General features: G+C 66.5%; 17 protein-coding genes. 4 read left to right on the forward strand and 13 right to left on the reverse strand.

Going from position 1 to position 23,334, the window contains the following annotated elements; all coding sequences use genetic code 11:
* Window positions 1–20 precede the first annotated feature (20 nt).
* A complete protein-coding gene (locus AC07M7_RS07605) occupies window positions 21–2,552 on the reverse strand; it encodes a glycoside hydrolase family 3 protein (RefSeq protein WP_495207065.1) in 2,532 nt (843 codons plus the stop codon).
* A 341-nt stretch (window positions 2,553–2,893) separates the two neighbouring features.
* Here AC07M7_RS07605 and AC07M7_RS07610 point away from each other — a divergent pair, with 341 nt between their 5' ends.
* Window positions 2,894–3,901, forward strand: a complete 1,008-nt coding sequence (locus AC07M7_RS07610; RefSeq protein WP_046986059.1) for a LacI family DNA-binding transcriptional regulator — start codon at window positions 2,894–2,896, stop codon at window positions 3,899–3,901.
* 17 nt (window positions 3,902–3,918) lie between these two features.
* Here AC07M7_RS07610 and AC07M7_RS07615 read toward each other — a convergent pair whose 3' ends face one another.
* The gene (locus tag AC07M7_RS07615) at window positions 3,919–5,115 is read right to left on the reverse strand and encodes a sugar MFS transporter (RefSeq protein WP_495207133.1); all 1,197 of its coding nucleotides are present in this window, start codon (window positions 5,113–5,115) and stop codon (window positions 3,919–3,921) included.
* Window positions 5,116–5,605: 490 nt separating this feature from the next.
* Between AC07M7_RS07615 and AC07M7_RS07620 the strand changes: the two genes are divergently transcribed.
* The 3 genes from AC07M7_RS07620 to AC07M7_RS07630 all read left to right on the forward strand — a co-directional run bounded on the left by AC07M7_RS07620 (window position 5,606) and on the right by AC07M7_RS07630 (window position 11,415).
* The gene (locus AC07M7_RS07620) at window positions 5,606–8,596 is read left to right on the forward strand and encodes a TonB-dependent receptor (protein ID WP_495207066.1); all 2,991 of its coding nucleotides are present in this window, start codon (window positions 5,606–5,608) and stop codon (window positions 8,594–8,596) included.
* A gap of 119 nt (window positions 8,597–8,715) precedes the next feature.
* Complete coding sequence (locus AC07M7_RS07625; protein ID WP_495207067.1) at window positions 8,716–9,726, forward strand: cupin-like domain-containing protein; 1,011 nt, start codon at window positions 8,716–8,718, stop codon at window positions 9,724–9,726.
* Between the two features lie 114 nt (window positions 9,727–9,840).
* Entirely contained in the window at window positions 9,841–11,415 is a 1,575-nt protein-coding gene (locus AC07M7_RS07630) for a sensor domain-containing diguanylate cyclase (RefSeq protein ID WP_046986063.1), read from the forward strand.
* Between the two features lie 39 nt (window positions 11,416–11,454).
* On the opposite strand, the gene AC07M7_RS07635 is transcribed toward AC07M7_RS07630, so the two are convergent.
* The 11 genes from AC07M7_RS07635 to AC07M7_RS07685 form a co-directional block, all read right to left on the reverse strand.
* Window positions 11,455–12,327, reverse strand: coding sequence for an energy transducer TonB (locus AC07M7_RS07635; protein ID WP_046986064.1), 873 nt, complete (start codon window positions 12,325–12,327; stop codon window positions 11,455–11,457).
* A gap of 72 nt (window positions 12,328–12,399) precedes the next feature.
* On the reverse strand, window positions 12,400–14,130 hold the full coding sequence (gene aceK / locus AC07M7_RS07640; RefSeq protein ID WP_295379568.1) for a bifunctional isocitrate dehydrogenase kinase/phosphatase: 1,731 nt from the start codon (window positions 14,128–14,130) through the stop codon (window positions 12,400–12,402).
* Between the two features lie 146 nt (window positions 14,131–14,276).
* Entirely contained in the window at window positions 14,277–14,636 is a 360-nt protein-coding gene (locus AC07M7_RS07645; RefSeq protein ID WP_012512293.1) for a hypothetical protein, read from the reverse strand.
* Between the two features lie 53 nt (window positions 14,637–14,689).
* Window positions 14,690–15,106, reverse strand: a complete 417-nt coding sequence (locus tag AC07M7_RS07650; protein WP_046986066.1) for a roadblock/LC7 domain-containing protein — start codon at window positions 15,104–15,106, stop codon at window positions 14,690–14,692.
* On the reverse strand, window positions 15,099–15,647 hold the full coding sequence (locus tag AC07M7_RS07655; protein ID WP_495207068.1) for a GTP-binding protein: 549 nt from the start codon (window positions 15,645–15,647) through the stop codon (window positions 15,099–15,101). Before AC07M7_RS07655 ends, AC07M7_RS07650 begins: the two co-directional genes overlap by 8 nt.
* A complete protein-coding gene (locus tag AC07M7_RS07660; RefSeq protein WP_136639421.1) occupies window positions 15,640–16,608 on the reverse strand; it encodes a hypothetical protein in 969 nt (322 codons plus the stop codon). The genes AC07M7_RS07655 and AC07M7_RS07660 overlap by 8 nt, the downstream gene beginning before the upstream one ends.
* A 358-nt stretch (window positions 16,609–16,966) precedes the next feature.
* The gene (locus tag AC07M7_RS07665; protein WP_495207069.1) at window positions 16,967–19,189 is read right to left on the reverse strand and encodes an NADP-dependent isocitrate dehydrogenase; all 2,223 of its coding nucleotides are present in this window, start codon (window positions 19,187–19,189) and stop codon (window positions 16,967–16,969) included.
* Window positions 19,190–19,496: 307 nt separating this feature from the next.
* On the reverse strand, window positions 19,497–20,006 hold the full coding sequence (locus tag AC07M7_RS07670) for a hypothetical protein (RefSeq protein ID WP_482998243.1): 510 nt from the start codon (window positions 20,004–20,006) through the stop codon (window positions 19,497–19,499).
* Window positions 20,007–20,050: 44 nt separating this feature from the next.
* Window positions 20,051–20,344: a LysM peptidoglycan-binding domain-containing protein gene (locus AC07M7_RS07675; RefSeq protein ID WP_005419771.1), complete on the reverse strand. Its 294-nt coding sequence runs from the start codon at window positions 20,342–20,344 to the stop codon at window positions 20,051–20,053.
* A gap of 233 nt (window positions 20,345–20,577) precedes the next feature.
* Window positions 20,578–21,396: an NADPH-dependent 7-cyano-7-deazaguanine reductase QueF gene (queF, locus tag AC07M7_RS07680; protein ID WP_253078621.1), complete on the reverse strand. Its 819-nt coding sequence runs from the start codon at window positions 21,394–21,396 to the stop codon at window positions 20,578–20,580.
* A 555-nt stretch (window positions 21,397–21,951) separates the two neighbouring features.
* Window positions 21,952–23,271, reverse strand: a complete 1,320-nt coding sequence (locus AC07M7_RS07685; protein WP_136639174.1) for a M20 family metallopeptidase — start codon at window positions 23,269–23,271, stop codon at window positions 21,952–21,954.
* Window positions 23,272–23,334: the final 63 nt, after the last annotated feature.

The raw sequence follows: 23,334 nt of genomic DNA on the forward strand, positions 1-23,334 counted from the left end.
GCCCGGCGCATCCATCCAGATCACGGGCAGGCCACCGCGCCCTCCGAATTGGCCGTGTTGGCGGTCAGCTTGACCTGGGTGAACGCCGCGGCGAACGGCGTGTCCGCGCTCACCACGAACGGTGCTTCGACCGCGCCCAGATCCACACCCTGCTTTGCAAAACACGCCAGCGGCACGGTCACCGTCTGCTTCTGCCCGGGCGAAAGTTTGCCCAGCAGCGGGGCGATGTCCACTCCCCCTTCGCAGCCGGTGCCACATTGCATGGTCACCTTCACCGGCGATGCCGGGCGCTTCACCAGCTGCACGTCGAACTGCAGTGCGCCATTGCTGCGCGCAAGCGCGCCCAGGTTGCGGCGTGAGGTACTGCGCGCGATCAGCTGCGCCGGGGCCAGCCACGTCACTTCCCTGGCGTCCTGCTGGGTGTTCACCTGCACGGTGCGCACCTGCACCACCGGCGTGGCGGTCGGCCAGCGCAGCGTGGAATTCAGATCGTTGCCCAGCGGCTGGGTGGCACCGGCCGCGGCCACGTGCAGAGCGAACGGCGGGGTGTCGGCGCGGTTGAAGATGGGCAGCAGGGTCACTTCACCGCAGCTGTCCGGATTGGCCTCGCGCAGCGTAGCAACCTTGCCGCTCCTGGCGTAGCTCAGGCCATAGCCCAGCGGGAACAGCGGCGGCTTCTTCGCATCGGGCTGGTCGATCGGCGCCGGGCAAGGCACGCTCGGCCACGGGAAGCTGAGGCGACCGCGGAAGTCATGCGCGGGCGTTCCGCCCTTGCCCGCCACCAGTACATCGGTGACGCCCTTGCCTTCGGTGCCCGGCAGCCAGGCCGCAACGAAGGCGCTGGACAGGTTGAGCAGGTCGTTGGTGTACATCGGCCGACCGGACATGTAGACCGTTACCACCGGCTTGCCAGTCGCCGCCGCGGCCTTCAGCGCGGCCAGATCCTGCGGGTAGGCGCGGCTGTGGCTCACGGTGTCCGAGGCGAGGATGTCACCGTTCGTTTCCGCATACGGCGTCTCACCGATCACCGCCAGCACCACATCGAAGGCCTTCGGATCGACGCCTTGGCCGTCGACGCTGAAGCTGACCTTGTCTGCGCCCAGTTCCGCGCGCAGCGCACCGAGCACCGAATCGGCATTGGGGAAATCGGCGTTGTTGTTCCCGGTGCCCTGCCAGGTCAGCGACCAGCCACCGGACTGGTCACCGATGCTGTCGGCGCCCTTGCCGACCACCAGCACGCGCGCATCGCGGCGCAACGGCAGCAGCTTGCCTTCGTTCTTCAGCAGCACCAGCGATTCGCGCACCGCGCGGCGCGCCAGGTCGCGGTGCTGCACTGCGCTGGCATCACCGGCATAGCGGCTGTCGGACGGCTTGCGCTCGAACAGCCCGGCGCGCAGCTTCACCCGCAGAATGCGGGTGACTGCATCGTCGATGCGTGCCACCGGGATCTCGCCGCTCTTGACCTGCGCGATGGTGTTGTCGATGAACGCCTTCCAGTCGTCGGGCACCATCACCATGTCGATGCCGGCGTTGATGGCCTGCGCGCAGCTGTCGTTGCGGCAGCCGGGCACCTGGGCGATGCCGTTCCAGTCGGAGACAACGAAGCCGTCGAAGCCCATCCTGTCCTTCAGTGCATCGGTCAGCAGTGCCTTGCTGCCGTGCATCTTGCCGTAGTCGATACCGGCGGCGCGGTCGTTCCAGCTGTTGAAGGACGCCATCACTGTCTGCGCGCCTTCGGCCAGCGCGCCGTAATACCCCTGTGCATGCACGTTGATCATCGTCGCCTTGTCGACCAACGCCTCGCCCTGGTCGCGACCGTTGTCGGTGGCGCCGTCGCCCAGGTAGTGCTTGGCGGTGGTGATCACGTTGCCGTCGTCGTGGAAGCGACCCTGCGCGCCCTTGACGTAGGCATGGGCGAAGCTGCGGATCACCGCCGGATCGGACGAATAGCTTTCGTAGGTGCGCCCCCAGCGCGGGTCATGGGCCACGGCCAGGGTGGGCGCGAACACCCAGCCGATGCCGGTGGCGCGCACCGAACGCGCCGTCGCCTCACCGATGCGCTCGATCAGTTCCGGATCACCGGCCGCGCCCAGGCCGATGTTGTGCGGGAACAGGGTCGCGCCCAGCACGTTGTTGTGGCCGTGCACTGCGTCCGTGCCCCAGATGACCGGCACCGGCGTCTTCGCGTCTGTTGACAGCGAGGCGGCGTGGTACGCATCAGCCAGTTTCAGCCAGTCCTGCGCGCTGGCGTGCTTGTCCATGCCCGGCCAGGAGCCGCCGCCGTTGAGCACCGAACCGATGTAGTAGCGGCGCACCTGCTCGGGCGTGATCGTCTTGATTTCCGCCTGGGTCATCTGCCCGATCTTCTGCGCCAGCGTCATCTGCGAAAGGATCTTCTGCACGCGGCTTTCGATGTCCGCGTCGGCGGTGATCGCGCTCTGCACGTGCGGCCAGTCCTGCAGGCGCTCGCCGCTGGCCGGTGCGGCACCGGCGGGCGCGGCAAGGGCCGCCAGCAGGCAGCTGGCAAGAAGGGTCTGGGTGGGGCGATTCACTGGGTTCTACCTCCGTGGATGAAGTTCCTGGCGTGCGGGGCTGCAGCAGCACGACAGCGCGGGCACCTGCGTGCCGTTCCTGACAGCGCTGTCATATAAGCCCGCTCCCGTACTGTCAATCGTTGCTCGTGCGCGCTGTGGTGGCCGCCCCTCAACCACGGGCCCCGGCACATCACAAGCGCGCTACAGTGGTGCCCGCGTGTTGCATCGCGACAAGGAATCGGGACGTGCCAGCGCACCTCCTGTCGTGGCAACATCCGCCTGCTTCGGCAACACCGACCGGGCCACCACGCTCTACCATCGCCGCGTGCCCGCCGCCTTCCAGGAGGATCCATCGCACCATGCGCAGTCGAATCGAGGATGTCGCCGCCGTTGCCGGGGTTTCGATCAAGACCGTGTCCCGCGTGCTCAACCACGAGCCGAACGTGCGCGAGCAGACCCGCGAACGGGTGCTGTCGGCCGTGGCACGGCTGGGCTACAAGCCCAACCCGTCGGCACGCAGCCTGGCCGGCCAGCGCTCGTATGCGCTGGCGCTGGTCTACAACAATCCCTCGCGCAACTACCTGATGGAAATCCAGAGCGGCATGCTGGAAGCCTGCCATGCGCAGCACTACAACCTGATCCTGGGCCCGGTCGGCACCGGCCGCCGCACCCTGCCCGACCTGGCCGCGCTGTTCGAGAATTCGCGCCCCGACGGCGTCGTGCTGATCCCGCCGCTGACCGATGACGAGGTGGTGCTGTCCTATCTGGAGGAGCATGAAATTCCCTTCGCCTGCATCGCGCCGCGCCACCCGGAAGGCCGCATCGGCGTACGCATGGATGAGACCACAGCGGTGATCGAACTGATTGGCCACCTGGTCGCGCAGGGCCATCGGCGCATTGGCCACATCAAGGGCCCACGCGCACATGGGGCCTGCCAGTGGCGCCACGCCGGCTACCGCCAGGCGCTGCGCGAGGCCGGCATCGCTTACGACCCGGAGCTGGTGGTCAAAGGCCAGTTTTCGTTCGAATCGGGCGTGGACGCCGCCAATACCCTGCTTGACCTGGTCGACCCGCCAACGGCGATCTTCGCGGCCAACGATGACATGGCCGCGGCGGTGTACCGCGTGGCTGGCGAGCGTGGCCTGCGCGTACCACGCGATCTGTCGGTGTGCGGCTTCGACGATACGCCGATCGCCGGGCACATCTACCCGGCGCTGACCACGGTGCGCCAGCCGACCGCTTACATGGGCCGGCTGGCAACCGAGCAGTTGATCGAGCACATCCGTGCCGAGGCCGCTGGTCGCATGATCACGGTTGAACATGCGGTGCTGGATCGCGAATCGACTGCCGCGCCACGCCGGCGCTGACAACGGCAACACGTGGCTCACGGCGCCGGTAGCCGTGAGCCGTTCCATGCATAGAAGGCGATGTAGACGTAGCACAGCATCGGCAGCAGGAAAGACACCTGCAGGCCGTAGCTGTCGGCCAGCCAGCCCATCGCCAGCGGAATGACCGCGCCACCAACGATGGCCATCACCAGCAAGCTGGAGGCCTTTCCTGTGAGTGCGCCGAGGCGCGCGATGGCCAGGGCGAAAATGGTCGGGAACATGATGGAGTTGAACAGACCGATGCTGACCACGGCCCACTTGGCCACACCGCCACTGGCGGTGACCGTGATGCCCAGCAAGACCATCACCATCAGTGCGAACAGGCCAAGCAACTGGCGTGCGTCCAAGCGTGCCAGTAGTGCGACACCCACCAGGCGGCCGGCCAGCGCACCGCCCCAATACAGCGAGACATAGCCGGTGGCCTCCTGTTCGGACAGGCCCTGGCCGATGCCCGGCGAGGACAGGAAGTTAACAAGCACGCTGCCGACGGATACCTCGGCACCGACGTAACAGAAGATGGCCAGCACCCCCAGGCGCACGTGGCGATGGCGCAGCACATCCCACACGCGGCCTTCGCCGCTGATGCGCCCCTCCACGCCCGCAATGGTGGGCAGGCGGAACATCCAGATCGCCGCAGCCAGCAGGAACAGCGCCACCGCCAGGCCGAAGTACGGCAGCTGCACCGACTGTGCTTCGGCCGCACGATAGGCCAGTGCTTCGGCCTGTGGCAGCAGGGCCAGCTCATCCTCGCTGCGTGGCTGCGCCGAGAGGATCAGCAGGCCGCCGAACAGTGGCGCCAGCGTCGTGCCCAGCGCGTTCATCGCCTGCGCCAGGGTCAACCGGCTGGAGCTGGTGCGCTCGTCACCGAGCAGCGCAACGTATGGATTGGCGGCCACCTGGAGCACGGTGATGCCGGTGGCCAGCACGAACAGCGCCGCCAGGAACAGGCTGTACACGTGTGCGGCCGCCGCCGGCCAGAACATCAGCGCACCCACGCAGGCGATCGCGAGGCCGGCGACGATGCCGCGCTTGTAGCCGACCGCCGCCACCAGCCGGCCGGCCGGCAGTGACATCAGGAAATACGCGCCAAAGAAGGTGAACTGGATCAGCATCGCCTGCACCCAGGTCAGTGCGAAGGCGGCCTTCAGGTGCGGAATGAGGATGTCGTTGAGGCAGGTGAGGAAGCCCCACATGAAGAAGATCGCGGTCACCACAGCCAGCGCACGGGTATTGCCCTGCACGTGCTGTCCGCTGACGGTCGTTGCTGTGTCCAAAGCCTGTCCTCCCGGTCAGTGATTAAAGCCATCCATCGGTCATGTGCGACATGCGACGCCGCTCCGGGTTGTCCAGCGCTGTCAGCTCGCTGCACCCCGTCCTGGCAAGGTTCCGCACCGCCATCCGCGCAGTTTCGTTCTGCACCGCACAACGCTTTTCCGCAATCGGATTGGCAGCGCTGTCATACCTTGAAAACCGCTGCAGATGCCTTCCTTTAAGGCAATTCATCGGTGCGAGCGGGCCCATGGCAACGGTTACATCACGGCCGGCACGACCGCTGGTCAGGCGCACTTGATGGCAGTTTGTTGACAACGCTGTCAACCGTCGCTCCAATCCGGCCACGTGCAGTAACCGCGATCACGACAGCGCCGCACCGACACAACCGAATTCCCTGGGGAGGGAGCTTCCATGAAGACGTACACGGCAGTACCTCGCAAGACGATGCTCACTTCCGCGCTGCTTGCAGCACTGGCCGCTCCGGCCTGGGCACAGGACGCGCCCGCCGCCGCCCCTGCCGATCCAGCCACGCTCGATACCGTGCAGGTCACCGGTATCCGCGGCAGCCTGCAGTCGTCGATGAACCTCAAGCGCGACAGCCAGGGTGTGGTCGATGGCATCGTCGCCGAGGACATCGGCAAGTTCCCGGACACCAACCTGGCCGAGTCGCTGCAGCGCATCAGTGGCGTGTCGATCGACCGCACCTCCAGCGGCGAAGGCTCCAAGGTGACCGTGCGCGGCATCGGCCCGGACTACAACCTGGTGTTGTTGAATGGCCGACAGATGCCTGCATCCAACCTTGGCAACGGCGGTGGCGGCCTCAACGGCTCGCGCTCGTTCGACTTCGCCAACCTCGCATCCGAATCGGTTTCGGCCGTTGAGGTGTACAAGACCAGCCGCGCCGACAATCCGGCTGGCGGCATCGGCGCCACCATCAATATCAAGACGATGCGCCCGCTGGAATCGGAGCCGGTGATCAGCCTGGGCCTGAAGGCGGTCAATGATTCATCCAACGACAACCTGCCGCGCACGCTGCAGGGCTCGAACATCACCGGCGAGCTGTCGGGCATCTTCAGCCAGCGCTACGCCGATGACCGCTTCGGCGTGACCCTCAGTGCCAGCCATCAGGAGCGCGATTCGGGCTTCAACCAGGCCACGGTGGCCGAGGGCTGGGCGACCCTGTACGGCAACAACACCACGGACTGGCGTGCGCTGCCGCAGCCTGGCCAGGGCTACGCCGATCGCATCACCAACCGGCCCGGGCCGGACGATGTGTACGCACGCCCGCAGAACACCGCCTACAACGTCAATGGCGTGCAGCGCCAGCGCACCAACGCGCAGGCTACGTTCCAGTGGAAGCCGGCCGACAATGTGACGACCACGCTGGACTACACCTATGTCGAGAACAAGGTGCAGCAGCAGCGTAGCGAACTGTCGGTATGGTTCAACTACGGCCCCGGCGACAGTACCTGGACCAGCGGCCCGGTGGCCGCGCCGATCATCTACAGCGAGGACATGACCAACTCCGATGTGTCGATGGGTGGCGCCAAGCTGGCCACCAAGACCGGCATGCATTCGCTGGGCTTCAACGTGGACTGGGAAGTGAACGATGCGCTGGACCTGTCGTTCGATGCGCACAACTCCACCGCCGAATCGAAGCCGGACAGCCCGTATGGTTCTGCCGGCGTGCTGGGCGTGGCGGCCTTCGTGCGCGGCAAGACCACGGTCGACTACAGCGGCGACCTGCCGATCATCAACATCGCCCTGCCGCCCGGTGGCGTGCAGGCATCCGATGCGCTGGTGACCGGGTCGGTATTCCAGAACAGCTACAACAAGTCCAAGGTGCAGCAGTACCAGGGCCGCGGCACCTTCCGCTTCGCAGACTATTCGGCCCTGGACTTCGGCATCGGCCACGCCCAGGTGGAGAACCGCTCGGCCTCGGCGATCATGCAGCGCAATACCTGGGGTGGCCTGGGAACGCCGTCCGACTACGCCGATGACATCTGGTATGCGGACAACATGGCCAAGTACTTCAAGGCATTCTCCGGCCACAGCGATCCGCGCCTGACCGGCCAGTTCCTGGTCTTCGACTTCGACCGCCTGATCGATCGCGCCGCGCAGGTCGGCACCGCATCCGATCCGGCATGCCCCAGTTGCTACTACGCGCCCAGCGAGTATTCAGAGGACATCCGCACCACCGAGAAGACCCGCAGTGCCTACCTGCAGTACCGCACCAGCTTTGACTGGTCGATGCCGCTGCACGTAGCCGCCGGCGTGCGCTATGAGCGCACCGAAGTGGAATCGAACGCGATGGTTCGCGTGCCCACCTGTATCAGCTGGGGCTCGGCCAACGAGCTGAACATCGTCTACGCGGCCGACAGCAGCTTCATCGGTGGCCGTGGCAAGTACGACTACGTGTTGCCCAACGTCGACCTGAAGCTGGACCTCAGCGAATCGCTGGCACTGCGCGGCAGCTACAGCCGCACGCTGGGCCGTCCTAGCTGGACCCAGATCCAGAGCGGCCAGTCGCTGGCCGACATCGTGCGCACCCAGGGCGGTACCGCCAGTCGTGGCAACCCGGGCCTGGAACCGCTGATCTCGGACAACTTCGACCTGTCGCTGGAGTGGTACTACGGCGAGGCCAGCTATGCCTCGGTTGGATTCTTCCGCAAGAACATCAAGAACTTCATCAGCGACACGATCGTGCGCGAGAACACCGGGACGCTGCACACCCCGGTGGGCGGTGCGTACTGGAACGAGGCACTGGCCTCCGGCTGCGGCACCACCGACATGCCCTGCATCCGCGACTATATCTTCACCAACCATGCCGGCGATCCCGGCGTGACCTACACCGGCACCAATTCGGCGGGTCAGAAGACCGGCACCATCACCGGTCTGCCGGGAGATCCGATCGCCGGCTTCGACGTCACCGTGCCCGCCAACCAGCACTCGGACCATCTCGATGGCTGGGAAGTGGCGGTACAGCACCTGTTCGGCCAGTCCGGTTTCGGCGTAGCGGCCAACTACACCAAGGTGAAGTCGGGGCTGACCTTCAACAACCTGAGCCTGGGTGACCAGTACCCGATGATCGGCCTGAGCGACTCGGCCAACGTTGTCGCCTTCTATGACAAGAATGCCTGGCAGATCCGCGCGGCATACAACTGGCGCGACAAGTTCCTCAACGGCATCGGCGGCCAGGGGCCCAATCCCAACTACACTGCCGCCTATGGCCAGCTCGATCTGAACATCAGCTACGCGGTAAGTGACCAGCTGACACTGAGCCTGGAGGCGATCAACCTCACCGACGAGACCATGCGCACGTACTCGCGCCATACCAACATGCTGCGCTACGCCACCCAGACCGGCCCACGCTACATGTTCGGCGTGCGCTACAAGTTCTGACCTGTTGCAGGGCCGTGGAGCCGAGCGCCGGCTCGGCCCTGCCGGGCCGGGACGGGGCCGTGCATCCCGACGGAGCCGAGCGTACGCTCGGCTCTACACACCGCTCCGGATTTGCGCGCATGCTGGCCCAACCCCGCCCCATCGATGAAGTGCATGACCTGGGCCCGGCGCAGCTGCACGAGCAGCTGCCCACCTGGACCACACCCAAGGTGATCCGTGGGCTGGTGGCACACTGGCCACTGGTGGCCGCCGCGCGCCGGTCCGCCGCCGAGGCGGTGGCCCACCTTGCCCTGTTCGATCACGGGCAGATGCCGGTGACCGCCACCACGGCCGCGCCGGGAGCGGGTGGGCGGCTGTTCTACAACGAGGACATGAGCGGCTTCAACTTCCGCCGCGAGCAGGTGCCGCTGAAAGTGGTGCTGGCCACGCTGCTGAAGTACGCCCACGATCCGTCTCCACCATCGATCTACGTGGCATCGACCACCCTGGACAGCTTCCTGCCTGGCCTGGCCGAGGCCAATCCGCTGCAGCTGGGCGTGGCTGACCCGCTGACCAGCATCTGGATAGGCAACCGCTCGCGCATCGCCGCCCACCAGGATGTGCCGGACAACCTGGCCTGCGTGGCCGCAGGACGTCGCCGGGTCACCCTGTTCGCTCCCGACCAGGTGCGCAATCTCTACATCGGCCCTCTGGATCTCACCCCGGCAGGCCAGGCCATCAGCCTGGTTGACTTCCACGCACCGGATTTCGAGCGCTTCCCACGCTTCGGCCAGGCACAGGCACAGGTGGCGGAACTGGAGCCAGGCGACGCCGTCTTCATTCCTTCACTCTGGTGGCACCACATGGAAGGGCTGGATGCCTTCAACGTGCTGATCAACAGCTGGTGGCGCCCGGTGCCGTCATGGATGGACTCACCAATGAACGCACTGATGCTGTCGATCCTGGCGTTGCGCGATCTGCCCGAAGCGCAGCGCGCGCAGTGGCGTGTGATGTTCGATCACTATGTGTTCGACGCCAATATGTCGACCAGCGCACATATTCCTACGCAGGCACGCGGCGTACTTGCGCCACTGAGCGAAGAGCGTGCCGGGCAGATCAGGAACATCCTGCGCCAACGCCTGCAACGGTGAGCCCTGCGCGGGGCGCGCACTTCACCCGCGGCGGCCCCGTTTGTGGCGATAATGCAGCCCCGCCTCCGCCGGCACCTGCCCGCGCTGAGCGCCCTCCGCCTCCGTTTGCCCCGCATGCGCCTGATTTCGCCCCGCCTCAACCTGGGCAAGCTGATCCTTGCCCTGGCCCTGCTCAGTGCCATCATTGCCTTGGCCAACACCCTGCTGGCCAGCTACCGGGTGCAGCGCGACCAGCTGGTCGGCAACACCCTGGAAGCGAACCGTGTCTATGCCACCAAGCTGGCCGAGACCACCCAGAACTTCCTGCTGGCCGCACAGCAGGAGCTGGCCTACGCCGCCACCCGGCTCGGCCAGAGCGACCTCGATCGGGTACAGGCGCAGGACGAAGCCAGCCGCCTGCAGCTGCAGACCAACAGCTTCAACTCATCGCTGGTGGTGGATGCCGACGGCCTGGTGATCGCCACCTCTCCACAGACCCTGCAGCTGCAGGGTGAAATCCTGCACAGCGTCGGCAACAACGCCGCATTGGCGGCGCGCCAGCCGATGATCAGCGACCCGTACCAGTCGGCCACCGGCAAGCTGCTGGTCTCGCTGTCGCACCCGATCTTCGACCGCCAGGGCCACTATCGCGGTTATGTCAGTGGCACCCTGTACCTGCGCCAGCGCAGCGCGCTGCATACGCTGCTGGGCAAGCACTACTACCGCGATGGTTCCTACCTGTACGTGGTCGACCGCCACGGCCGCCTGCTGTACCACGCCGATGGCAAGCGGGTGGGTGACTATGTGGTCGGCAACCCGGCGGTGAAGGCGGTGATTCGCGGCGAACGCGGTGCACAGCAGGTGCGCAACAACCGCGGGGTGTCGATGCTGGCCGGCTATGCACCGGTGCCGGCCACCGGCTGGGGCATCATCGCCCAGCGCCCCACCGAATCCACCCTGCAGCCGCTGTCGCGGTTGATGACCGCAGTGATCTGGAACGCGATCCCGCTGGGCCTGCTGTCGCTGCTGATCACCTGGTGGTTTGCGCGCCGCATCTCGCTGCCGCTATGGCAGTTGGCGCGCAACGTGCAGGGCGGTGAGGACACCGGCAATGCGATCAACCACGTCAGCGGCATTCGTGCCTGGTACTTCGAGGTCGCCCAGCTCAAGCAGGCGGTACTGCACAGCTTCAACGCGCTGCAGGACCGGATCGGCACGCTCAACCGCGCCAGCCGCACCGATCCACTGACCGGCCTGCTCAACCGCCGCGGCCTCCAGCAGGCGCTGGATGCGCTGCAGGTGCAGCGCATCCCGTTCGCGATCCTGGCGCTGGACATCGATCGTTTCAAATCGATCAACGACAGCCACGGCCATGACGTCGGCGACGCCGCCATCGTCCACATCGCCGACCAGATGCGCCGCTACTCGCGCGACAGCGACATCCTCTGCCGCGCCGGTGGCGAAGAGTTCCTGCTGTTGCTGCCGGGCATCGGCACCGAATCGGCGCGGCAGGCCGGCGAGCGCCTGCGCCAGCATATTGCCGATCATCCGTTCGAGCCGGTCGGCACCATCACCGTGTCGCTGGGCGTGGCGCATTTCCCGAGCTTCCATGTCGACGCCGAGCAGGCGCTGCGGCTGGCCGACAAGGCGCTGTACCTGGCCAAGGAACAGGGCCGCAACCGGGTGGTGGTGTACCCGTACGCGGACTGAGGCGGCACCGGATACGTCCGGCACCGCCTCCACGCGCCCTCACCCCAGCGGCGTCAGCAGCCGCGGGCCGTCGTTGCGGCCGACCATGTAGACGCCACCTTCGGGCAGTAGATCGGTACCGGACGCCTTCTCGTCTTCGCCTGTCTTCCATGGCGCCTGTTGGCGCGGCCCCGGAATGTAGGCCGACCATCGGCCATACCGCTCTTCCTTCCGGTCGAAGGCATAGCGGACCGGCACCCGCACGGTCCAGAACTCACGATCCCTGTACTCACCGGTGGTCGGCGGATTGAATGTCCAGCCCCGGGCCGTCGCCACGCTGGACTTTGCCAGCACATCGCGCAGCATCTGCATGGTGCGCTCGGGAGCGACCACCGCCAGGTTGGTCTGTTCGGCGATCACATCGGCGACCTTGCCATCGCGCCCCACCTTGACCAGCAGTATCACGTCGCCCTGGCCACGGATTGAAGCCGCCCGTTCCGGGTACGCCGGCGGGCGCATTTTCGCCGCACTTACGTCGTCGCTGGGCCGCGTCTGTTCATTGTCGATGCTGCCGAAGTTGGCATCGACCACTCGGATCTGCATGGTATTGCCGGTCAGGGTCTCGGCCAACAGGCGCAAGCGGACAGCGGTGCGCGCGAGCACAGGCTTGCCATCGACCAGCACCGGCTCGAAGCGCCAGCCCTTGACCGTGCCGTCAACCATTGCCGCCACGTCGGCGGCAACCTTCTCACGGCGATCCAGCTGGAAGCCTTCCACCTGGCCTTCGCGGCCGATATTGATGATACCGCTGAGCGTCATGCTGGCCTCGAGCTGCTTGCGTACTTCACGCGCGGTCTGTGCGTCGGCCACGCCGATGCAGGCGACACCACTGCCCAGGGCCAGCGTCAGGGCCAGGAAAAGGGAAGACCGCATTACACTCACTCCTTGTGCTTGGAGTGCCAAGCCTACCGCAGGCGGCGCTGCAGCTGGCAATGACAATGGCAATCACGCCAGCCGGTGGACGCCCGCATAGGGCGGCGTATCCGGATAGTCACCGTGGGCGAAGCGTTCCTGCAGGCCCTGCCACCAGCCCGGGTCGAACAGGTGCCGGTAGTGCTCGCGCACCGCTGCCAGCTCTCCTCCCGGCAGGCCCATGAACGGGCCGAAACGCTCGGGAAACACATCGCGCGGCCCCACATGGAACCAGGGCTCGTCGGCCATGGCCTCCTCCGGCGTGCGCGGCTGCGGCCAGGCACGGAACACGCAGTCACTGACCAGGCAGAGCTCGTCGTAGTCGTAGAACACCGCACGGCCATGCCGCGAGACGCCGAAGTTCTTCGGCAGCATGTCGCCGGGGAAGATGTTGTTGCGCGCCATGTCGGTGATTGCCTGCGCGTAGTCGAGCACCGCCGCACGCACCGCCTCCGCGCCCTGCTCACGCAGGTAGAGGTTCAACGGGCGGAAGCGGCGCTGCACGTAGCACAGGTTGATCTCGACCTCGTCGCCATCCAGTCGCACGCTCTGCGCGCACTGTTGCAGCAGTTCCTCCAGCAATGCCGGAGCGAAGCGGTCACGTGGGAACCGCAGGTGGCGATACGGCTGCGCATCAAGCAGGCGGCCGACACGATCCAGGTTGAACACCAGCGCATATTTTTCTTCCACCTGCTGCCGCGACATCGCCTTGGGCCAGGCGAAGCGGTCGCGGATCAGCTTGAACACCAGCGGGTAGCTGGGCAGAGTGAATACCGCCATGACCATGCCCGGCGTGCCTTCGGCATGCACCAGCCGTTCCTGCGGATGCTCGTTGAAGTGGCGGAAGAAGGTGCGGTAGCGCTCGGTCTTGCCCTGCTTGGCCCGGCCCAGCACGGTGTAGATCTCGTCGATCGGCTTGCCCGGCAGCAGGCTGCGCAGGAACACCACGGCATCACCCACCGTGGCCAGATCGGCCTGGAAATAGCTGCGCGAAACGCCGAACAGGTGGGCGACATCGCGGCGCCGGGTCAGTACCGCATCGGCACGCAGGCCACGCTCGTCATTGACCAGCGCGATCACGCACGGCGAGAAGCGATGCTCGCCGAATACCCGGCCGACCAGATAGGCACGGCGCTCGCGGTAGAACACGGTATCCAGCAGCTCGATGCTGCGCACCGGCGTGTCGCCCCAATGCGCGAGATCGTCCTGCAGACGTACGGCAATCGCCGCCGCACAGCGCAGCTGGTGGGCATAGGGAACATCGAAGCGGTAATCGGCCAGCACCCGCTGCAGCGCCTCCACCGGTCGCGTCGGCGAGACCGCATAGGTATGCCGGGCAACCGGATGGGTGATCGCATCGGACGGTTCGACATCAAAAGCAATGAACTCCAGCGCCGGATCCACGCCACGAGTGGCGAACAGCCGCCGCGACAACGTGTTGTAGAAGGTCTTGTACAGCTCGGCGTCGATCAGCCCCTGCAGCAGCGCGCTGTACTCCGCGTGCACCTGCAGCCACAGCGCGCGCTCGCCGATCACCTCTCCGGCCAGGCGACGCAGCGCGTCCATCTGTTCGGCGATGCACAGGTCGTACAGGGCAATGCGCTCGACCGCATCCTGGCGGGCGCCAGCCCAGTCGCGCTGCTCGAAGCGCAGGCGGGCGCGAACGGTGATCGCCGCGAAACGGGCGTGGTAATCCTCGAAACCATCGCGGATGGCGCCGGCGATGCGCGGCGCCAGTATGGTTGCGATGACAGGCTGGGACATGCACGGCTCGGTAGGGAGACGGATATCCACCATACGCCGGCGTGTGTGATGCCGTCGAGCGCAGAGGTAGTGCCGGCCGCTGGCCGGCAGCACCTGGACCGCCGGTGGATCGATGCAGATGCCGGCCAGCGGCCGGCACTACCGGCTCAGATCGCCAGTTCGGCCTCCACGTCCTGCACTTTGCGCCGGGCCAGTGCCAGGTTGGACTTGGTACGGTCCAGCACGATGTAGAAGAACAGGCCCTGCTTCTTCGCCACCGGGCGCATGATGTGGTACGCCTTGCCCAGCGAGATCAGGATGTCCTCGATGCTGTCGTTTAGGTTCAGCGACGCGGCGGTCTTCATCTTGGCGCGGATCACTTCGGTGTTGCCGGCGGCGGCCACTTCCATGTCCATGCCGGCACCGGCCTCGCCCAGCAGCATGCCGCTCTCGTAGTCGACCAGCGCGACTGCCTGCGCGCCGTCGATGCCCATCAGTGCGTTCAACGATTCATTCAATCCAGCCACGTCGCACCCCTTGTCGATGTTGGTTCGAGCCCCTCGTTCCCCTGCGGCCGGGCTCACGATCCGCCGAGTTCGGCCAGGATCGCCTGGCCACATTCCCTGCTCTGCCACAGCACCTGGCCGATCACGCTGCGCTGGTCGCAGGCCGCCATCAGCAGCAACGGCGCGCGCCCCTCGGCATGGATGGCCAGCATCAGTACCTTGCCGCCCGCCGCTTCCAGCATCAGCGTCTGCAGATCACCCAGCACCAGTTCGCGCCCGACCGCCGCGGCCAGCGCCAGCATCGCGCTGGTCATCGCCGCCAGCCGTTCGCCGCGCCCCTCGGCCCCGGCGCTGACCAGGGCGAAGCCATCGACACTGGCCAGCACGACCGTGCGCACGCCTTCCACGCGCTGCTGCAGGTCCTGCAGCAGAGGCTGCAGGCGCTCACGCTGGCCGGCATCGGGCAGTACCGCCATCTGCCCGTCAGCCATGCGCAGCCACCAGTGCGTGCGCTTCCATTTCGCTCATCAATACATCCATCAGCAGCAGTCCCTGTTCGCGGTCACGGGCATCCACCGCCAGCAGCGGCAGCGGCTGGTCATCGAGGTAGGCACGGGCGGCCCAGTCATCCAGCGCGGCCTGTGGCGCCTGGTCCAGGTGGGTGACCGCCACGACCAGTGCCAAGGATGATGCGAACGGGCGCAGCACCTGAAGATAGTCTTCCAGCTCGCTTGCCAGGCCGGCGCGACGCGAATCCAGCAGCAGCACCGCGCCACGTGCGCCCTGCAACAGGATCGGCCACAGGAAATCGAAACGCTGCTGGCCGGGTGTTCCGTACAGGCGCAGGCGCTCACCGTTGGGCAGGTGGATATCGGCGTAGTCCAGCGCTACGGTGGTCGACGCCTTGTCCGCACCCGCACGGTCACTGTTGGCAACGTCAGTATCGATCACCGCGCCGGCGGCGATGCTGCGCACCAGGGTCGACTTGCCGCTGCCCATCCCGCCCAGCACCACCACCTTGTGCTCACGCATTGCGCTCGCTCCCGCGCAGGTGCCGCCACAAGCGGGCGAGCAGGCCGTTGTCGGTACCGGCGCCGTGCCTCGACGACGCTATCGGTGCGCCCGACGCCACCTGCAACTGTGCATAGCCGCACAGGTAGGCGGCATGGATGAAATCGCGCACCGCTGCGGCCGGCAGCTCGAGCAGCATCGCGCACTCGTCCACCGTGCAGGCCCGCTTGAGCAACAGCGAGCACAGGCGGAAGCCATCGTGGTCATGCCCCAGCACGCGGAAGTCCGGCCAGCGCAGCAGTTTCACCGACGCGCTGCGCAGGCGTTCATCCAGCGCCTGCCAATGGCGGCTGCGCTGCGCCCATTGCCACAACAGCGGCCGCAGCGGTTGGCGCGGCCGCTCACCGGCCAGCGCCTGCAGGCGCGCCGGCGTCAACGCATCCAGCTGCAGGCGTTCGAAGGCATCGGCCAGGCGTTCCACAAGGGTGGCCGCCGGCTCCTGCAGCAGCACCGCCTGGTCGTGCTCCAGATCCATCAACAGCAACGGCTCGCCCGCATCACTCAGCAGTGCCTGGCCCTGCCGCAGCGGCAGCCGCTCGCGCAGCAGACGGGTGATGGCATGCGCACCATCAGCCAGGCGGATCGGTGCGAGTGCGTGCATGGCCAGGGGCTCCACTGCCAACTGCATGCCGCGCAATGCACGACCGATGGCACTGTCATCAAGTACGTCCTGGTGGCCATCACCGTCACGCAGCTGGCCCCCCAGGTCCTCGATCCAGCACTGCAGTCGCGGACGCTGCTGACGCATGCGCAGGGCCGCGTTGCGCAGCGCCGGGGTATCGCGGATGACCAGCAGGTCGCAATCATCCAGGTCCTGGCTGCGGCGGATCTGGTCGTCCGGCAGGGCCGATGCCACGCGCAGCCGCTGCAGCAGGGCCTGCTCGCCCTGGATGTCGGTTCCCACCACCAGCACGCGTGCCATCCGTGTTCCCCGTGCGGCCACCTCCCCGGTGGCCTCGCGTCGCCAAGGCTAGGGCATCGCCAGCGGCAGCCGTCGTGATCGACTGCTCAGATCGAGGGCGGTTGCAGATTCATTCTTATCGGTTCTGCGACGGCCATCGCGGGCAAGTTTCATGCCCCTTTGACGGCATTCCGACAGCCGACGGATGTCGCGCTTTTCGGCTGGGGTCAGAGCCCTCTGCGGTGCAGAGGGATCCGACCCCGGGCAGGAAGGGGTCAGAGCCCTTTTGCCATGCAGAAGGGCTCTGACCCCCGCGGCCTGCAAAAAAGAAACCCGCGCCGAAGCGCGGGTTCCGGTATCACGACCGAGCGGCGATGGATCAGCCGCGCAGCTGCTCCAGCGCGGCGTTGAAGGTCGCGCTCGGGCGCATCGCCTTGCTGGCCTTGGCCACGTCCGGACGGTAGTAGCCGCCGATGTCCACGGCCTTGCCCTGCACGGCGATCAGCTCTTCGACGATCTTCTGCTCGTTGTCGGTCAGCGCCTTGGCCAGCGGTGCGAAGCGGGCCTGCAGTGCAGCGTCTTCGGTCTGCGCGGCCAGGGCCTGCGCCCAGTACAGCGCGATGTAGAAGTGGCTGCCGCGGTTGTCGATGCCACCCAGCTTGCGCGACGGCGACTTGTCGTTGTCCAGGAACTGGCCATTGGCTTCGTCCAGCGCCTTGGCCAGCACGCGGGCAGCGGCGTTGTCGTAGCGGTTGCCGAGGTGTTCCAGCGACGCGGCCAGGGCCAGGAACTCACCCAGCGAATCCCAGCGCAGGTAGTCCTCTTCAACGAACTGCTGCACGTGCTTCGGGGCCGAACCACCGGCGCCGGTCTCGAACAGGCCGCCACCGGCCATCAGCGGCACGATCGACAGCATCTTGGCGCTGGTACCCAGCTCCATGATCGGGAACAGGTCGGTCAGGTAGTCGCGCAGCACGTTGCCGGTCACCGAGATGGTGTCCTCACCCTTGCGGATGCGGTCCAGCGAGAACGCGGTGGCTTCCACCGGCGGCAGGATGCGGATGTCCAGGCCGGCGGTGTCGTGGTTCTTCAGGTACTGCTCGACCTTGGCGATGACCTGCGCGTCGTGGGCGCGGGCAGCATCCAGCCAGAACACGGCCGGGGTGCTGCTCAGGCGGGCGCGTTCGACGGCCAGCTTGACCCAATCCTGGATCGGCGCGTCCTTGGTCTGGCACATGCGCCAGATGTCACCGGCTTCCACGGCGTGCTCGAACACCACGGTGCCGGCATCATCGGTGACCTTGACCACGCCGTCGGCGGCGATCTGGAAGGTCTTGTCGTGCGAGCCGTATTCCTCGGCCTTCTGCGCCATCAGGCCCACGTTCGGCACCGAACCCATGGTGGCCGGGTCGAAGGCACCGTGCGCCTTGCAGTCGTCGATGACGGCCTGGTACACGCCGGCGTAGCAGCGGTCCGGAATGACGGCCTTGGTGTCCTGCAGCTTGCCTTCGGCGTTCCACATCTTGCCGGAGTCGCGGATCATCGCCGGCATCGAGGCGTCGACGATCACGTCGCTCGGCACGTGCAGGTTGGTGATGCCCTTGTCCGAGTTGACCATGGCCACGCCCGGACGCTGCGCGTACTCGGCGGCCAGATCGGCTTCGATCGCAGCGCGGGTGGCTTCAGGCAGCGACGGGAGGCGCGCGGCCAGGTCACCGATGCCGTTGTTGGCATCGAACCCGGCCTGCTTGAGCACGTCGGCATGCTTGGCCAGCACGTCCTTGTAGAACTCGTTGACTGCCACGCCGAACATGATCGGGTCGGAAACCTTCATCATGGTCGCCTTCAGGTGCAGTGAGAACAGTACGCCCTGGGCCTTGGCATCGGCGATCTGCTCACTGATGAACGTGGCCAGCGCCTTGCGGCTCATCACCGCGGCATCGACGATCTCGCCCGCTTTCACCGCGGTCTTTTCCTTCAGCACGACGGTGCTGCCGTCCTTGCCGTGGAAGGTGATCTTCAGCGCACCGGCGTTGGCCAGGGTGGCCGACTTCTCGCTGCCGTAGAAATCACCGGCGGCCATGTGCGCGACGTGCGACTTCGAATCCGAGGCCCAGGCGCCCATGCGGTGCGGGTGCTTGCGTGCGTAGTTCTTCACCGACAGCGGTGCGCGGCGGTCGGAGTTGCCTTCGCGCAGCACCGGGTTCACCGCGCTGCCCTTGACCTTGTCATAGCGCGCCTTGTAGTCGCGCTGCTGGTCGTCGGCCGGAGCTTCAGGGTAATCCGGCAGCGGGTAGCCCTGGTCCTGCAGTTCCTTGATGGCCGCCTTCAGCTGCGGCACCGAGGCGGAGATGTTCGGCAGCTTGATGATGTTGGCGTCCGGGGTGGTCGCCAGCTGGCCCAGCTCGGCCAGGTCGTCGTTGACCTTCTGCGCATCGCTCAGCAGTTCCGGGAACAGCGACAGGATGCGGCCGGACAGCGAGATGTCACGGGTTTCCACCGCGATGCCGGCAGTGGAGGTATAGGCGTCGACGATCGGCAGCAACGACTGGGTGGCCAGGAACGGTGCTTCGTCGGTCAGCGTGTAGAGGATCTTGGACATGGGGGACTTGGACTCTGTAGCAGTGCTCAGGGGAAGGCCGGCGCCAGCGCCGGGCCACGTGCAACCGTGTCACTTCCCCCGCCGCCGTCAGGGTGGGCGCGCGGCGGGGAAACCCCTGCATTGTCGCGTTTTCAGCCGCGCGGGGCAAAGCCGCGCCATACGCGGCGGTACTGCAACGCAGTGATTCGTTCGGCCGGGCTTGTGCGGCGGTGATGCGTGGATGAGACCCCGCCATCGCACCATAAAAAAAGACGCAGCCTCGCGGCTGCGTCCATCGTGAGCCCTGCCGGGAGAGAGTCGGCAGGACTTACTTGACCTCGAACTCCTGCGGCGTTCCGGCCGCCTTGCCATCGACGGTGACCTCGGCGCGGTACTTGCCGGCCGGCCAGCCCTTTGCATTCTTGAAGGTGACGTTGGTGGTTTCCGCACCGCTGGTGTTCAGGGTTGCGTTCTGTTCGCCGGCCACCTGGCCGTCCTGGTAGGTCAGCTTCGCGCCAACGGTGACGTTGTTGGCAGCGCCATCGGTCTTGACCGAGACGACGATGTCATCCTTCGGAGCGAACAGCGCCGCCGTTGCAACCGACTTGTCGGCGGCAGCGGTCTTGCCCACGGTGACCGCCGAGACGCTGACAGCAGCGGCTTCTGCCATCGGCGGCGGCGCGCCGGTCATCGGCGCCGGTGCCGTCTCGGCCGGAGCGGTTGCGGCGGGCGCGGCGTTGTTGTCGGTCGACTCTTCTTTCTTCTTGCAACCTACCAGGGCAACGCTGCCCAGCAGGGCGGCGATCAGGGCGGTCTGGAGCGGGGTGGTCTTGATCATTCGGGGTTCCTCCCAGGGATTGTCGGACGGCGTTCGATCGCCGTTTACTTCGGCGGCAGTTTCAGGGTCTGGCCCGGGAAGATCTTGTCCGGGTCGTCAAGCACATCGCGATTGGCTTCGAAGATCTTCTTCCAGGCATTGGCGTCGCCCAGATGCTGCTTGGCGATCTTCGACAACGAGTCACCCTTCTGCACGGTGTAGGTGCCGCCGCTGACGACGTCTGCGGTGCTGTCCACCGAAGCGCTGACGCCAGAGAAGTCTGCCTTGGGCACCTGCTCGGCGGTACTGTCGACGCTGCCACTGACGCCGGAGAAATCGGCTTTCTTCTCGGTACTCATCCACAACTCCCGTTTGCATGACTACGTGGTTCGCACGTTGCCATGACGGTTGTTAAATGGGGATGGTGCAGATGTGAAGCCGCCCCCCGGGGCGGCTGAACAATCGGGGCGGAAGGCACCCGTGGGGCTTGCCGTTGAACCGGTAGTGCCAGCCGCTGGCCGGCTTGGCCTGCACGCGGGTTCCACGCGGTTGCCGGCCAGCGGCCGGCACTACCCGTAACCGCCTGCGGCGGCTACTGGCGCAGTTCGCGGTAGGTCGCAGCCGGCGCGGCGATGCCAGGGCTGGCGCGCCAGGGGTTGATGTCCAGGCCACCACGGCGCGTGTAGCGGGCTTCCACCTCCAGCCACTGCGGCTGGCAGCGCGCGGACACCTCACTGAAGATCCGCTCAACGCACTGCTCGTGGAACTCGGCGTGTTCGCGGTAGCTGACCAGATAACGCAGCAGGCCCGCGCAATCGATCTTCGGCCCACGGTAACGCAGGCTGACGGTGGCCCAGTCCGGCTGGCCGGTCACCGGGCAGTTCGACTTCAGCAGTGCCGAGACCAGGGTCTCCTCCACCACCTCGCCCGCGTCGGCCATGAGGAAGTCCGCCTGCGGCGGGCCGTAGCAGTCGATTTCCACGTCCAGCCCATCGATGGACTCGCCCAGCGGCGTCTCGCGCAGGCTCGGCAAACCGAACGCGACCTGGACCGGCGCACCGGCGCAGGCCGACAGATCGGCTACCAGGCGTTCGCGCAGTGCCTCGGCGCTGTCGATACGGGTGCTGTTGAGGGAGTTGAGGTACAACTTGAACGACTTCGATTCGATCAACCGCGGCGAGGTGCACGGCACCTGCACGGTGGCGACGGCGACCTGCGGCTTGCCACGCGGGTCGAGCCAGCTCAGCTCGAAGGCATGCCAGCGGTCGTGGCCGACGAATGGCAGCGCGGCGTCATCGAGGCCTATCTCGGCGCGGGCGCCGCTGCGGGGGATGGGAAACAGCAGGCCGGGATCGTACTGCGACGGGTAACTGACCTCGCGACCGAGGCTGGAATCCTGGGGGGTGTTCATGGTGCTTATTGTATCGCGCGCAGAGCGGACCTTCGGCCGGGTCGGCCAACGGCGGAGCCCCTCCGTGGTGGGTGGGTTGGTCGCGGGAAGCCCCGACTCCCGGGTCCGGGCCGGGCGGGTGGGGCTGGCGGGGACGCCGTGAATCCGTCCTTGGAGGCTTAGCCGCACCATCCATGGCGCGGATACCCCGCCACCCCCACCCCCCCGGCCCCCAGACACATTTCTGCCGCCGATCCACCACGGGAAAGATCAGAAAAATCAAAATCAAAAGCCGATGCTTCAGACGTTCATGACGTCCGCCGTGTCGACCAAGGTCGACACCTACCAAAGCAGGAGGTCGTTCCAACAGCCGCGGGAAGCTGTCGAAGGCGGGGTGGGTCCGGTTGAGGGGGTGTGAGCGGCATGGATGCCGCGACCAAGCCCCCAAGGACGGGTTTACGGCGTCCCCCTCAACCGGACCCACCCCGCCATCCCACGGAATGCCAGCCTTTGCTGTTGCTCCGGCTGTTGCCATTGCCTCTGCGGGTGCAGGGCTGCAAGCCCTGCCGGTAACCCTCACCCCGCCGGGGTGCCGGCACCGTGCAGGTAATCCAGGCTCACCTGCAGCAGCGCGCGCAGTCCCACATCCAGCGCCTTCTCATCCAGCAGGAACTTCGGCGAATGATTCGCCGGTGCCGTCGCCGGATCGATGCCCACGCTGGTCGAACCGACGAAGAAGAACATGCCCGGCACTTCCTTCGCATACAGCGAGAAATCCTCCGCGCCCATCTGCAGCGGCGGCTCGTACACATTGTCCTTGCCCACCACCGCCTGCAGGCTTGGCAGCATCTTCGCGGTCAGCGCCGGGTCGTTCACCGTGGCCGGGTTGCCTTCCGACTCGTAGATGTCGGTCACCGCCTTGGCACCGTGCGCGGCGGCGGTGTGCTCGGCCACGTTGCGCAGGTCGGCGAAGATCTGCTGGCGCATGCCTTCATCAAAAGTACGGATGGTGCCGACCATCTCCACTTCATCCGGAATGATGTTGTAGCGGATGCCACCATTGATCGCGCCGAAGGTCAGCACCGCCGGCTGCTTGGACAGGTTGGCGCGGCGGCTGACGATGGTCTGCGCGGTGCCGACCAGGTCGGCGGTGGCCACGATCGGATCAACACCATTCCACGGCGCCGAGCCATGCGTCTGCCGACCGATCACCTTGATTCCGAAACGATCCGAGGCAGCCATCAACGGACCACCACGCACGGCGATCTGCCCAGCCTGCACGCTGGAGAACACGTGCAGGCCGAACACCGCTTCCGGCTTGAAGTCGGCGAACAGGCCTTCCTTCAGCATCAGTGCGGCACCGCCCTCCTCCGGCGGCGGAGCGCCCTCTTCGGCCGGCTGGAAGATCAGCATCACCTGGCCCGGCAGATCCTTCTTCATCGACACCAGTGCTTCGGCCACGCCCAGCAGGGTGGCGGTGTGCGCGTCATGACCACAGGCATGCATCACGCCCACGGTCTGCCCGCGATACTGGTCGGTGGCCTTGGAGGCGAACGGCAGGCCGGTCTGTTCGGTCACCGGCAGCGCGTCCATGTCCGCGCGCAGGGCGATCTTCGGCCCGGGCTTGCCGCCTTCGATGATCGCCACCACGCCGTGGTGGGCGATGCCGGTCTTCGGCTTCAGGCCCATCGCACGCAGGCGCTTGGCGACCTCGGCCGAGGTGCGTACCTCCCGGTTGGACAGCTCCGGGTGCTGGTGGAAGTCGCGCCGCCACTCCACCACCTTGGCCTGCAGTCGCTGGGCGGCGGCGGTCACTTCCGGGCGCTGCGCGTCCTGGGCATGGGCGAGGGCCGGCAAGGCCAGCAGCAGGGCGGACAGCAGCAACGAACGGCGCATCACGATCTCCACGGCAGGGGGTTCCAGCTGAATGTAGGGCAACGCCGCCGCCACGGGAACCTC

Source organism: Stenotrophomonas sp. GW821-FHT09E08, assembly GCF_059416125.1.